Genomic DNA, 14,171 nt, shown 5'->3' on the forward strand with positions numbered 1-14,171 from the left:
TTTGATTCAGAAGCTTTTCTTTATTATAAACAATACTTAGTCTTTAGTTCACAACAAGCTTACTATTATAATCTAAACCGTTCTTTGTTTCTAAATTAAGAAGATATAATCCAGACACTAAATTTATAGGAATAAGAGTTCTATTGTTTAGTGAATTAAAGTGTTCATTATAAACTATTTTTCCTGTTATATCTACTAATGATATTTTAACGTCTTCAATTAAAGAGCTACTTAAAATAACCAACTCGTTGTCAATTGGGTTTCTTTCAATCTTAATTTCATAAGCATTCTCAAATTCAGAATTTGATAAGGTTTGTTGTATGATTTCATTTAATGCAAAAGTAACATTTGCATCAGTTAAAGTTACGTGAGGTTCATTATCGCCTGGCATATACCAACTCACAAAAGGTGTCGTATTTGTTGTAACTCCTGCAAGATTATCAAACCAGTTAATTTCATTATTCACACTTTCTAGTGCCATACCACTAACACTTGGAATGAAATTGAAATAATCTGTACTTAAAGCACCTAAAAATTCTCCTACAAGACCATTAGTATCTAAGTCTGTAGTTAAACCAAGAATATCAAAAAGCCCACCTGAACCAGCATCTATTCCGTTGGAGAAACTTGGTGCTGCAGAGCTAGCATTATTGATTCTATCATTAGCTAATGGAAACCACCAAGCAAAATCTAAATGCACTTTGCTCATTTCAATTTCAGTACCTGCATTTGGTGTAAAGTAGGTTTCAACTTTTAAATCGGCACCAGTCATTATGTTGATATCTGCGTCTAAAATCTGACTACCTGGCAATAAATCTGCAGCTGGAATAATATTATTCTGGTAGCGATTATTAATTCCACTTCCATTAATTATTGAAATATTTCTTGTAGTTTGAGGATAACCTGTTGTGGTAAGATTATTTATTCTATTATCAAATATTGGTTTAAAATAATTCGATTGTGGCAAAGCTAGAGCACCATTAAATGTCACACCATCAGTATTAGTAATATGAGGTTCAAATTGATCTGTTAGCATTTGCCTCGCTGCAGGAGATTTCAACATTCCATCAATAATGGGTTGTAACTCCTCAACATTTTGATTACCAAGGACCCAAAAATCATCTAATCCAAATGCTAAAAAATTAAACTGATGCTGAAAACCGATAGGTACATTTGCACCATGATGAGGTGCATCAAAAGAAATCCAAAGCCTAGTATCATGAGACTGATTTTGATTTTCCATATAATTAAGCGCATAACGGGAAATCAATCCTCCCATACTTGGTCCTATAATCACATTTTGTTCATTTCCTACCTTATCATTATTAATCATATTGATTAAGTCGACTAATAACATCGCATTACGCTCAATAAAATCTGCACCACCATCAACAATAGCATTATCTTGTGGTCTTGTATAGGTAGGAAAATTTAAAATTACGACATCAAAACCTTCAGCTCTTACAATATCACCTAAATTAGAAACTGTACTACCATCATCAAAATTTAATAAGTCGTATATTCCAGAAATCGAACGTCCGTCATCAGGATCAAATCCATCAACTAAAAATATTGGTTTATCTAATATATTGTCGGCACTTAAAAACAATTCATATTCACCAGTTCCAGGATAAGATGTTGTTTCTCCATATACTGATAAGTCTGGTGTTATACTAGAATTAAATGTCGTAATTATATTACTAGATCTTGAATACATATCTGCATTTGAATATGAAATGTCTATTGTTGAAGATCTTAAAATCACTTCACCAGAATCAAGTGTTAATTTATAATTGATCAACTTCCTACCTTTATCAGAATAATTGACTGTAATATTTTCATTCAAACCTATGCTCCTATAACCGTAATCATCGTTAAAATCTATTTGAATAGATTCGATTGTGTGATTTGATTTGTTAAAAATGTTTGAAGAAGACAGATTATAAACCGTTTGCAAGCCTTTGTGCTTTTCACGTAACGCTGATGCTATGGCTAATTGTTGTTTTTCAAAAATTGAAGAACCATCATTCACTAAATAACCTTGATTGTCTAGGGAAACAGAATTATTTTGCAATGCTGCATCAGTTATCATTTCATATTCAGAAAATAAAACTGCCAACGGAATAACATTAGTGAAATAACTTTGTTTACGTTGATCTTTTAAAGTTTGTAATTTTGGTAATTGTTTATCTAAATCGCCATGAGCAATCGCCTTATATGCTTGATAAAAAGCAAAAGTATTTATAGTCTTTTCGTTGTAACTATGTATATCGATAATTGGAGATTTATGAACTAAAACCGAAGTCTCCATTTCTGAAGTATCGAATTTTAAAAGTGGATCTTTCTTGTTTTGAGCAAATAATGACACTGAAAACAGTAATACAAATACGAAGTAATATTTTTTCATATTGAGGGTGGATTGGTTTTTCATAAATATACAAAAATCAAAAAACCCAAAACAATCAGTTTTGGGTTTTATAATTCTTTTATAAACAACTATTTAACCTAAAAACGGATAACGATAATCTGTTGGAGTTACAAAAGTTTCCTTAATCATACGTGGTGATACCCAACGTAAAAGGTTAAGTGCACTTCCAGCTTTATCATTTGTTCCTGATGCTCTTGCACCTCCAAAAGGTTGCTGACCTACTACTGCTCCAGTTGGTTTATCATTGATATAGAAATTACCTGCACAATTCTGAAGCGCTTTTGTTGCTTCCTGAACAGCATATCTATCTTTAGCTAAAATAGCACCAGTTAATGCATACTCACTAGTTTCATCAACTAATTTTAAAGTATTTGAATAATCGTTTTCATCATAAACAAAAATAGTAATTACTGGCCCGAATAACTCAGTACACATGGTTGTGTATTTTGGATTACTAGTTACAATTACTGTAGGTTCAATAAAATATCCTTTACTTTTGTCATAGTTTCCACCAACAATAATTTCAGCATCACTATCAGCTTTAGCTTGATCAATATATTTTGCAAGTTTATCAAAAGAACCTTCATGAATAACTGCAGTTATGAAATTCTCTAAATCCGCAGGAGATCCTATTTTAAAAGACTTTACATCATCGATAACATAAGCTTTAACGTCATCCCAAAGATTCGATGGAACATATGCACGAGATGCAGCACTACATTTCTGTCCTTGAAATTCGAAAGCACCTCTTGAAATTGCTGTAGCAACTTGCTTTGCATTTGCAGACTTATGAGCAACAATAAAGTCTTTACCTCCTGTTTCTCCAACTATTCTAGGATAGGTTTTATAATTATGGATATTATTTCCAATTTTTTTCCAAAGTTCTTTAAATATAAATGTAGAACCTGTAAAATGAAGTCCTGAAAAATCTGGACTATCCATTACCGTATCTGTTATCATTACTGGATCACCAAATACAACATTAATGACACCTGGAGGAACTCCAGCTTCTTCAAAAACATCCATGATAACTTTTGCAGAAAATATCTGACTATCACTCGGTTTCCAAACCACAACATTACCCATCATTGCCATACATGCAGGAAGATTTCCAGCAATTGCAGTAAAATTAAATGGTGTAACAGCATATACAAATCCTTCAAGCGGACGATACTCTAACCTGTTCCACGCATCACTTGTACTCTCTGGTTGTTCATGATAAATATCTGTCATAAACTGAACATTAAAACGAAGGAAATCAATAAATTCACAAGCAGCATCAATTTCAGCTTGGTGAACTGTTTTTGATTGTGCAATCATGGTTGCTGCATTAATTTTTGCTCTGTAAGGACCAGCAATCAATTCAGCAGCTTTGAGAAAAATACCAGCACGTTGTTCCCAAGGTAAATTTGCCCATTCTTCTCTAGCTTCTAATGCTGTTGAAATCGCATTATCAATATGTGATTTTTCTGCTAAATGATAACTACCTACAATATGTTGATGATCATGAGGTGCAGACATTGTTTTAGTATTTCCTGTCTTTACATCTTCACCATTAATGTAAAGTGGTACATCAATTTTTGAATTCCACATGGTCTTATACGCCTCTAAAACTGCTTCACGTTCTGGAGAACCTGGAGCATATGATTTAACAGGCTCATTTATAGCTATTGGTACGTTGAAAAATCCTTTTCCCATCTTAAATTTGATTTAAAAATTGGTTATTGTTTTTGAAGTGGCAAAGGTACAATTTTTTGATAACTAATAAATGGAACAACTATTAAATAGACGTTAAATTACTGCATATTTTTTTGTAAGTTGCCTCCTTTAAATTCTATATGAACGACGGAATAATTCTTACACTTGCTTATCCTGAAACCATTGTTTCTCATGCTGAAGAATGGTATTCTAAATTTCTTAGATTTTTATTTGTTGGAAGTAAAAAACATGTAAGAGCGGGTCATGCTGCTTTGGTGTTAATTAATAAATCTACTGGTGTTTTAGAATATCATGATTTTGGAAGATATATTACATCCTCACCTAACGGAAGAGTTAGAGGTCGTGAAACTGATTTTGAACTTAATTTTCCAATTATTGCTCAAATTGAAAATGACAGCATATTAAATCTAAATGACATCCTAAAGTTTTTAGCTACACATCCAAAATTAACCCATGGTGATGGTCATTTATATGCTTCCGTTTGTAATGCTGTTGATTACAAAAAAGCAAGAGAACACATTACAGAACAACAAAAAATCGGCTTTATTCGTTATGCGGCATTTATAAATAAGGCTTGTAATTGTGCTCGTTTTGTTACTGACAGTTTAATTGCTAGTGTTACCGATTCTGATATTAAAACAAAGTTGACAAAGTCCAAATGGTTTACACCAAGTACTATCGGGAATGTAGTTATTGCTGATACCGAAAATGATATATATGTAGTTTCAGAAACTGGATTTATTTCAGAATTCAACTCAACTGTCAGTAAAGAAAATAGACGTTTATTTCTTGATACTCTTAAAGGCTACAATCCAAGTTTAGTAGGCACACTTGAACCTAAACAGAATGAAATAAAAGTTGAACATGCACAGTGGCTTAGTGGTATTGCAGCTGGCGCTTGGTTTGAAATTCATGATTTAAATCACGAAACTGAATATCGATTTAGACGAATTTCTCCTTATGGCAATATAGATTGTGATGGAATTTATGAAATCGATTGTCATTCATTCGACATTTCAATGAATTACGAATTTAAGCATTACTCAAACTGTCAATTTTTTCATATTGAACAAAGCGATAAAATGTATCGATTTAAATTCCTAAAAGATTATATAAATTAATTAAGAGCAAAAGGTGCACTCAACTTAAATGAAGGAATAATTACCTTGAATTTATTCGTGTTTGTGAAGTTTACCATATTATAATGACCTTGCATCGCTCCAAATGGAGATGTGAGTAAACAACCAGAGTTGTAAGTATGAGATTCACCTGGCTTAATAACAGGTTTTTTTCCGATGACACCCTCACCTTCAATAACCTCAACATTATTCAAGGCATCTAACACTTTCCAATATCTAGAATTTAACTGGACAGAATCTTTACTTTGATTTTCAATAGTAACTTTATATCCAAACGCGAAGTGCACTTTATAATTTTTATAAAATGTACCTTCGAAAGTTGTTTCGACAGAAATTTTTATACCACTAGTAACCTGCTGTACCATCAAAGATTTTAAATTAAGATTGTAAAAATAGCTAAATTTTGAATGAATATCTGCGTTTTTTCTGATTTATACAAAATTTTAACACCATATCTTGGTTTATTGCATTTTTACTAAAACAGATCAGAATCCACAAATGTTTCCAAAGTTTTAAAAAATGAAATAATATCATTTTCTTTTACTTGAGTATTAATGGTTACTAATCTCACAAATGTTTCATCCCTGAAAGTCCCATATCCAACCATCAATTTTGAATGCTCATATAATTTAGTACACAAGGTTTTTGCTGAAATTCCTTTATAATTAAAACACACAGATATAGAATTATCAAAACTATACAAAGTGTAATTTGAATTTGACTTAATATAATCTCTTGCAACATCAGCCAAAAAAAATTGATGATTTACTATTTGTTCAAGCCCTTTTGTGCCAACAGATTTCCATAATGTCCATAACTTTAAAGCATCATTTCGTCTTCCGCATTGCAATGACGTTTTACCTAAATTAAATGCATCATCATCCGTTTGATATAAATATTCTGCATCGTTTGAAAAAGATTGATATAAATGCTTTTTGTTTTGAGTCACGATAATCGAACAGCCCAAAGGTGTTCCTAACATTTTATGCGCATTTAAACTAAAAGAGTCAGTTAATTCAACACCCTTTACTAAGTATTTATAGTGTTTACTAAAAATTACAGAACCACAATAAGCACCATCCAAATGCAACCAAAGTTTATAAGTTTTACATACATTACTAATACTTTCGACATCATCAAAAGCACCTAAAACTGTTGTTCCAGCTGTTGCATTGACAAAGAATGGATGGTTTCCTATTTCTAAATCTTTTTGAATTTGAATTTCTAAATCTTCAACTAATAATTCACCTTGGGCATTTGTTTTTATAGCTCTAACTTGATGTCTCCCAATACCAATGAATGATGCATTTTTTGTGACTGAATAGTGTGATGCATCTGAAGTATAGGCAATCAGTTTTTTAGACACACCATCATTTCTAATCTTTTCATCATAGGCATCTCTTGCCATTAGCATTGCCATATAATTACACATAGAACCTCCTGGAGCTATTGTACCATCGCTATCTTCGCCATAACCAATGTGATTACAAATGTGTTGTAAAATCACTTTTTCAATACCAACTTGAACTCCTGCAACTTTGTAGGTATACATACTATTGTTGAGTAATACCGCTAATAAATCTCCTAAAGTTGCTCTAGAAATTCTTCCACCAAACAACTGATTAAAAAATGCTTTAGATGCTGTTTTCGGAGTACTCTTTATAATGTTTTTTAAAGTGTTTTTAAAAGCTTCATCTATTATGGGCTCATCGTTTAACTCAAGATCTATTGTATCAAATAATACTTTAGTTTCGATTGGTTTCGCAACTGGGTGATTTGCTTCTTCTAACAATAAAAACTCAGCAAGTTCATTAAACAATTTTAAGTCGTTGTGCATATATGGTTATGATTCTAAAATTTTTGGCTTTGTGTAAATTTATTCCTATTTTTTCAGAAATATATAATAATCGCTTTCTAAATTATTAAATGCATATTGAAATCGTCAGAAAACATTCATAAACTAATACAATTGTTGTCGGAATCACCTAAGACACATTACAATTCAATCTTGAATAACTTTGACTTTGATACAATAGACTTCAAAGTTTTCGAAAGTTGGTCTTCAAAAAAATACACTAGAAACTGTATGTTTAAAGACCACCAATTTGAATTGCTATTACTTTGCTGGGAAGAAGGTCAAGAGACATCTATACATGATCATGACGGAGAAGATTGTTGGGTGTACTTATTAGAAGGTGAAATGGAAGAAGTGTTTTATTCTTTAGAACAATCAAATCGTTTAAAAGAAAGAAACTCACATTTAATCTCACCTCACCAATTATCTTTCATTAATGATAAAGTTGGCATTCACAAACTAAAAAATGCATCTGAAGGAAAGACTGTAAGTTTACATTTGTATGCGAAACCAATCGAACAATGTCGTTTTTATTGTGAAAATTCAGAGCAATTTATCCAACGAAAACTTAGTTATGATACATTTGAAGAGTTTGTATTAGATGCAAACCCTAATTAATTTTAATTAGAAATGTTTACTGAAGTCGCTTCACCAAAACCTATTAGCTTATCATATCTAGCTCCGAGATCTCTGTAATACACAAGTACTTTGTAGTTATTTTCCGTTTGCCAAAAATTACCACTTATAAGACCTTCGTCTAAATTTCCTTCAGGATCAACAACAACATATTTATAATTATAAAATCCTTGCTTAAGTCTAAATACAGCTTCATAATAGTTTTCGTCACTGTTATAGACCATTCTATTCATTTCCTCTAAAGCATAGTTATTAAAATTTCCATAGACATATATTTTACTTCCGTCTGTAAATTTAGGATATGCTAATCCAAAATGAACCATGGTATAATCGGCTTCAATATCTACGTCTTCAACATCTATAGCTGTAATTAAAAAATTACCATTAATATCAGGATTAAAGGTATATGGCTGACTAGCTCGTTCAGAATTGATAAACAAATAATTATGGTAAATATCCTTCAAATCAACAAACTGAACTCCAATATTAGCTGCTCTTACATCTTTGTTTTCATAAAATCGAAATTCATTTCCTGCCCAAAAAGCGGTCTCATTAGTATATCGATATACCAATTCTTTTCCCAAAGTATATTGTGGCTTTACATTCTTTATAGCTGTATGCAAATTATTATTTTGAATAATAAGAGTATTAACTGTTTGCATAGGATTATTGAGATTTAAACTGCTAGAATTAATTGAAATATCCACACTTTGTTTTCCAGCAATAAATCTCACATCTCTGGAACGCTTCACAGCAACTCCAACTCCAACTTTTTGCTCATAAATCATGAACTTCCTAGTAAATACTAGTTCTCTATCATCATTAAAAATTGAGATCATATAATTCCCAGTCTTCGTCAACGCCCTAGTTTGGGCATTTGGTATTTGCAATCTATAATGGGAATATAGTTGGTATGCGTTGTATGAATTACGATAATCAACAATTCTAAAATCATCAAATCCTTCCATGTATTCCATTTTAACAAGATTAGATTTAGTCCAATCATAATTAAAATGTTCAATCGTATAATAGAAATCAGGTTCTGTAGTTACTAAGGCATCAAACTCTAAATAAAAGGCTTCATTTAATCTTAAAATAGGAAGTTCGCCTTGTGGTGTATTTCTACTTTTAAACGTAATCGATTTAATATAATCTGGCGGATTTATTTCTTCCACTTGGGCAAATAAAAATAATGGATAACAAAACGCTAATACAAATAAGTTGCTAAATTTCATTTAAGATGGTTTTACATGTAAAGATAAACAAAATCCATGCCTTTCTTTACAGCATTAACTGTAATTTAAATGTTTATTAAAATCAAGAACCTTTAAAAGCACTTAATACAATTGCTGTGGCTGTTGCTACATTTAAACTTTCAGTAGCTTTTATATTTCCGAAGCGAGGAATACCAATTTTTTTAGTAACTAAACTCTCAATTTTAGACGAAATACCATTTGCTTCATTTCCCATAACAATGACACCCGCTTTTGGCAAGGGTTCAGAATAGATATTACTGCCATCCATAAAAGTACCATAAATATCTTGAGTTGATTCTTTAAGGTAATTTTCTAAATCTGTATAATCAACTTGAACTCTTGTTAGAGACCCCATAGTAGCCTGAACAACTTTTGGATTATAGCAATCAACAGTCTCTAAACTACAAACAAGGTGTTCAATTCCAAACCAATCACATAAACGAATAATTGTTCCTAAATTTCCAGGATCTCTTACATCATCAAGTGCTAAAATTAAGGGCTTTGTAGTTTCAATTTTAGCACTTGGTATTTTGAATATTGCAACCGCAGTATTTGGAGATTTCAGTCCACTAATCATTTGAAGTTCTTTTGGTGAAATCAATATTGTTTCAGCATCAAAAATAGCTTCAGTAGAAAATAATTGGTAAAGTATATAATCCGAATCTAAAAATTCGCGAATCCCTTTTATACCTTCAACCACAAAAAGCTGCTCTTGATGCCTGAACTTTTTTCGTACTAACGATTTAATTAATTTTATCTCATTTTTTGTGATACTCAAAATATAATTACTTTTATTTATTCAATAGATTTACAAAGTAATACTTTTTTGGTCTATTTTTTGTTATGCTATAGCACATTAAAACTGTACATTTGAATTGCATAGTTTTTCTAATTGATTTTTGTTGAAAAAAACCCTCTGCTACATATCGTTTTTTCTAATCATTGCTTCATTTACAAGTTCGTGTAATGTCATGAAACGTGTTGGTAAAAACGAACACTTATTGACTGAAAACACAGTCATTGTAGATGATAAAAAAGATAAAACAGAAACAGTAAGCAATCTTATTTATCAAAAACCAAATGGTGAATTATTAGGTATTCCGCTTCGACTTCATATTTTTAATTTGGCTAGACCTAATATCGATTCTATATTAAATGATAAATACAGAAATCCAGAAAACCCAAGAACCGGTCAAAAGAAATTACTATCCCTAAAACAATATGAAGCCCTAATTAAATCAAAAAAAGGATTTAATACTTGGATAAAAAAAACAGGTGAAGCACCAGTAATATTTAATGAAACTAAAGCAGAAAAAACAGCTGCTGGATTAAAAAAATACTTTTATAGCAAAGGATGGTTTAATGTAAAAACATCTTATGATGTTGAAAAAGACAGTACTCAAAGAGCTAATGTAACTTATAATGTTGTTAGAGGTAATCCTTATTATCTAGATTCTATAGCAACTAATATTGCCTCTCCAGTTGTAGATTCTTTATATCAATCAAAATTTAAAAAAGAATCATTAATAAAAACTGGACAACAGTTTGATGAGTTAAATTACACCAAAGAACGTAACAGGCTAACGACAGAATTGAGAAACTCAGGCTTATTTCATTTTGCTCAAGATTATGTTCGCTTTGATATTGATACCATTTTACCAGGAGATATAGTAAATACCGATTTAATTATTGAAAATAGAGCAATTCGTCTAGAAGACTCTATCTCTCGTGTCCCTTTTAAAATCTACAAAATAAAAGATGTAAACATTTACAGTGATTACAAATATGAAAACAGAAACAAAGCTATTTCAGATTCTGTTCAGTATAAAGATTATAATCTTTACAGCTATAACAAATTAAAATATAGACCTAAAGCACTTACTGATGCTATATTTATTACAAAAGGGCAAATATTTAGGGATCTTGACAGGACTAGAACTTATCGGTACTTGAGCGAGTTAAAGGCATTTAACTACCCTAATATTGAGTACATAGAAAATGAGCAAGACACGACGCTAACTGCGAATATTTATTTATCACCAAAAAAGAAATATGACTTAGGATTCGATTTTGATGTGACTCAAAGTAATATCCAAACTGTTGGGTTTTCAATAAGCACAGGCCTTATCATTAGAAATGTGTTTAGAGGCGCTGAAACTCTAGAAATTTCAGGTCTTGGAGCCATAGGCGCATCGAGAGATGCTTCAGATAGTAAAGATCAATTTTTTGACATCAATGAGTATGGTGGTAATTTAAGGCTTAGCATTCCGAGATTTTTTGTGCCATTTAACACAGACAAAATTATTCCGAAATACATGTCACCAAGTACCCGAATAAGTATTGGAGCAACTAGTCAGCGTAATATTGGTCTTGACAAACAGACGTTAACAGGTTCATTTAATTACAATTGGTTTCCTTCAAAAATGGTGACTAATAATATTGATTTGTTTAATGTTCAATTTGTTAAAAACTTAAACATAGACAACTATTTCGGTGTTTATCAAAATTCTTTCGATCGTTTAAATCAAATTGCTCAAAACATCAACTACATCAATAATGATAGTGATTTATCAATACCTCAAGGCGCAGATGATTTCATAGATGATGTGCTTTCAAATAATACATCTTTAAATCCTGACGACGACAGCTATCAAGATGTTAGTAATATTTCGCAACGTAAAGATCGTCTTACAGAAGACAACCTTATTTTTTCATCGAGTTTTAATTACGTAAAAGACCGAAGAGAGAATCTTTTCGATAATGATTTTTCAATTTTAAGATTTAGAGTTGAAACTGCAGGAAATCTTTTCACATCATTATCAAAAACTCTCAATTTGAGTCGAAACAGCAATGGCAAATACGAAATATTTGGTGTTCCCTTTTCTCAATTTATAAAAACTGAAATTGATTATGTTAAGCATTGGGATTTAGGCAAGAAGAATGTTTTTGCGATACGCAGTTATTTCGGAATCGCTATTCCTTATGGAAACTCAGATAATATTCCTTTTGCTGAAAGTTTCTTCGCTGGTGGTCCAAATGACATTAGAGCATGGAGCGCTTATAATCTCGGACCAGGAAGCTCTCTATCAACAAACGAATTTAATGAAGCTAACATGAAAATCACTTTAAGTGCCGAACAACGTTTTAATCTTGTTGGTCGATTTAATGGTGCTATTTTTGTTGATGCAGGAAATATTTGGAATGTTTTGGATAATGTTGAAGATGAACAAGCCACTTTCAACGGTTTAAATGCTCTAGAAAACATTGCTATTGGTTCTGGATTTGGACTACGTTACGATTTTAGTTTTTTCATTTTACGTCTCGATGTTGGATTCAAAACCTATGATCCTTCTAGACCAATTGGCACAAGATGGTTCAAAGATTATAATTTTGGAAATGCAGTATATAACATAGGAATCAACTATCCATTTTAATAACGCTCACAATAACGTTTTCGTTAATATTTTTAAACATCTTACCCTAAATCGGCACAGTACATATCTAAAAATTATGTATTTTTGATAACTTAATTTTCAATTTAAAATTCATAAAAATGAGTCATAATATCAAAGGTGGAGTTGCTACTGGACGCGAAGTGCAAGAGATTTTCAAACTAGCAAAAGAGAAAGGTTTTGCATTACCAGCAGTAAATGTTATTGGATCTAATACAATTAACGGTGTTCTTGAAACTGCTAAATCATTAAATGCACCTGTAATTATTCAATTTTCAAATGGAGGAGCTCAATTTAATGCTGGAAAAGGACTGAGTAACGAAGACCAAAAAGCTGCTATTGCAGGATCAATTGCAGGAGCTAAACACATACACCATATGGCTGAAGCTTATAACGTTCCTGTGATATTACATACCGATCATTGCGCAAAAAAATTATTACCTTGGATTGATGGGTTATTAGATGCAAGTGAACAACATTTCAAAGAAACAGGAAAGTCGTTATATAGTTCTCACATGATTGACTTATCAGAAGAACCTATTGAAGAAAATATAGAAATCTGTAAGACCTATCTTGAACGCATGAGCAAAATGGGAATGACTTTAGAGATTGAATTAGGTATAACAGGTGGTGAGGAAGATGGTGTTGACAATACAGATGTTGATGATTCAAAACTTTACACTCAACCCGAAGAAGTAGCTTATGCTTATGAAGAACTAAGTAAAGTTAGTGACCAGTTTACTATAGCTGCAGCTTTCGGAAATGTGCATGGTGTTTACAAACCTGGAAATGTAAAATTGACACCTAAGATTTTAAAAAATTCTCAAGAATTTCTATCAAAAAAACATAATTTACCTCACAATCACATTGACTTCGTATTTCATGGTGGTTCGGGTTCTACTGTTGAAGAAATTAGAGAAGCCATTGGTTATGGTGTTATTAAAATGAACATTGACACAGATATGCAATATGCATTTATGAGCGGTATTCGAGATTATATGGGTGAAAAAGAAGCCTATTTAAAAGCACAAATTGGCAATCCAGATGGCGATGATGTTCCAAATAAAAAGTATTATGACCCAAGAGTTTGGTTACGAAAGGGTGAAAATGCATTTGTTGAGCGTCTAAAAAAAGCATTTGAAGACCTTAATAATGTAAATACTTTATAAATTTGCATTCTAACTAATTAACTAAATCTAATCAGATGGCTTGGTTTAAAAGAAAAGATAAAGGAATACAAACTACTACTGAAGAGAAAAAAGACACTCCCAGAGGGTTGTGGTATAAATCTCCAACTGGTAAAATTGTAGACACTAAAGAATTAGAACAAAACTATTATGTAAGTCCAGAAGATGGATATCATGTTAGAATTGGAAGTAAAGAATATTTCGAAATTTTATTCGACGATAACAAATTTAAAGAACTCGATCCTGATTTAACTTCTAAAGATCCTTTAAAATTTGAAGACACAAAAAAATACCCAGACCGTTTAAAAGCAGCACAAGAAAAAACTAAGCTTAAAGATGCTGTGCGCACAGCTATAGGCAAATCAAATGGACAAGATTTAGTTATTGCTTGTATGGACTTTTCATTTATTGGTGGTTCTATGGGAAGTGTGGTAGGTGAAAAAATAGCTCGTGCAGCTAGTTACGCCCTCAAGAAAAAGACACCTTTTATGATCATTTC

11 protein-coding genes are annotated in these 14,171 nt (G+C 31.6%); 5 read left to right on the plus strand and 6 right to left on the minus strand.

The annotated features are described in order from the left end of the window. Positions 1-43: 43 nt before the first annotated feature. Both AB8B90_RS09255 and pruA read right to left on the minus strand, forming a co-directional pair. Positions 44-2,407 (minus strand): T9SS type A sorting domain-containing protein, encoded by a 2,364-nt coding sequence (locus AB8B90_RS09255; protein ID WP_405336050.1) that lies wholly within the window; start codon positions 2,405-2,407, stop codon positions 44-46. A 93-nt stretch (positions 2,408-2,500) separates the two neighbouring features. Continuing rightward, on the minus strand, positions 2,501-4,126 hold the full coding sequence (gene pruA, locus AB8B90_RS09260; protein ID WP_405336053.1) for an L-glutamate gamma-semialdehyde dehydrogenase: 1,626 nt from the start codon (positions 4,124-4,126) through the stop codon (positions 2,501-2,503). Between the two features lie 140 nt (positions 4,127-4,266). Here pruA and AB8B90_RS09265 point away from each other — a divergent pair, with 140 nt between their 5' ends. Then, positions 4,267-5,268, plus strand: coding sequence for a DUF6695 family protein (locus AB8B90_RS09265; protein ID WP_405336056.1), 1,002 nt, complete (start codon positions 4,267-4,269; stop codon positions 5,266-5,268). Here the strand turns inward: AB8B90_RS09265 and apaG are convergent. Both apaG and AB8B90_RS09275 read right to left on the minus strand, forming a co-directional pair. Further along, positions 5,265-5,651, minus strand: coding sequence for a Co2+/Mg2+ efflux protein ApaG (gene apaG / locus AB8B90_RS09270; protein WP_405336059.1), 387 nt, complete (start codon positions 5,649-5,651; stop codon positions 5,265-5,267). The two genes, AB8B90_RS09265 and apaG, sit on opposite strands and share 4 nt — an antisense overlap. Positions 5,652-5,761: 110 nt before the next feature. After that, the gene (locus AB8B90_RS09275) at positions 5,762-7,123 is read right to left on the minus strand and encodes a pyridoxal phosphate-dependent decarboxylase family protein (protein WP_405336061.1); all 1,362 of its coding nucleotides are present in this window, start codon (positions 7,121-7,123) and stop codon (positions 5,762-5,764) included. Between the two features lie 171 nt (positions 7,124-7,294). Here AB8B90_RS09275 and AB8B90_RS09280 point away from each other — a divergent pair, with 171 nt between their 5' ends. Then, positions 7,295-7,759, plus strand: coding sequence for a cysteine dioxygenase (locus AB8B90_RS09280; protein WP_405336064.1), 465 nt, complete (start codon positions 7,295-7,297; stop codon positions 7,757-7,759). 2 nt (positions 7,760-7,761) lie between these two features. Here AB8B90_RS09280 and AB8B90_RS09285 read toward each other — a convergent pair whose 3' ends face one another. Further along, positions 7,762-9,012, minus strand: coding sequence for a DUF5103 domain-containing protein (locus AB8B90_RS09285; RefSeq protein ID WP_405336067.1), 1,251 nt, complete (start codon positions 9,010-9,012; stop codon positions 7,762-7,764). A gap of 82 nt (positions 9,013-9,094) precedes the next feature. Beyond that, the gene (locus AB8B90_RS09290) at positions 9,095-9,811 is read right to left on the minus strand and encodes an RNA methyltransferase (protein WP_405336070.1); all 717 of its coding nucleotides are present in this window, start codon (positions 9,809-9,811) and stop codon (positions 9,095-9,097) included. A 124-nt stretch (positions 9,812-9,935) separates the two neighbouring features. Between AB8B90_RS09290 and AB8B90_RS09295 the strand changes: the two genes are divergently transcribed. From AB8B90_RS09295 to AB8B90_RS09305, 3 genes are all read left to right on the plus strand, one after another. Beyond that, the gene (locus AB8B90_RS09295) at positions 9,936-12,467 is read left to right on the plus strand and encodes a BamA/TamA family outer membrane protein (protein ID WP_405336073.1); all 2,532 of its coding nucleotides are present in this window, start codon (positions 9,936-9,938) and stop codon (positions 12,465-12,467) included. 119 nt (positions 12,468-12,586) lie between these two features. Further along, positions 12,587-13,654 carry a class II fructose-bisphosphate aldolase gene (fbaA, locus tag AB8B90_RS09300; protein WP_405336075.1) on the plus strand — a complete coding sequence of 356 codons (1,068 nt, stop codon included), beginning with the start codon at positions 12,587-12,589 and terminating at the stop codon, positions 13,652-13,654. Positions 13,655-13,689: 35 nt separating this feature from the next. Next, positions 13,690-14,171: carboxyl transferase domain-containing protein (locus tag AB8B90_RS09305; RefSeq protein ID WP_405336078.1), on the plus strand; the 482-nt coding region annotated here is incomplete at its 3' end.

The sequence above is a fragment of the Psychroserpens sp. genome, assembly GCF_045105015.1.
Lineage (GTDB): Bacteria > Bacteroidota > Bacteroidia > Flavobacteriales > Flavobacteriaceae > Psychroserpens.

What these genes read in the sequence shown, in the direction of transcription:
- AB8B90_RS09255 (WP_405336050.1), bottom strand. Translation starts at nt 2,407, where the DNA reads ATGAAAAAATATTACTTCGTATTTGTATTACTGTTTTCAGTGTCATTA.
- pruA (WP_405336053.1), bottom strand. Translation starts at nt 4,126, where the DNA reads ATGGGAAAAGGATTTTTCAACGTACCAATAGCTATAAATGAGCCTGTT.
- AB8B90_RS09265 (WP_405336056.1), top strand. Translation starts at nt 4,267, where the DNA reads ATGAACGACGGAATAATTCTTACACTTGCTTATCCTGAAACCATTGTT.
- apaG (WP_405336059.1), bottom strand. Translation starts at nt 5,651, where the DNA reads ATGGTACAGCAGGTTACTAGTGGTATAAAAATTTCTGTCGAAACAACT.
- AB8B90_RS09275 (WP_405336061.1), bottom strand. Translation starts at nt 7,123, where the DNA reads ATGCACAACGACTTAAAATTGTTTAATGAACTTGCTGAGTTTTTATTG.
- AB8B90_RS09285 (WP_405336067.1), bottom strand. Translation starts at nt 9,012, where the DNA reads ATGAAATTTAGCAACTTATTTGTATTAGCGTTTTGTTATCCATTATTT.
- fbaA (WP_405336075.1), top strand. Translation starts at nt 12,587, where the DNA reads ATGAGTCATAATATCAAAGGTGGAGTTGCTACTGGACGCGAAGTGCAA.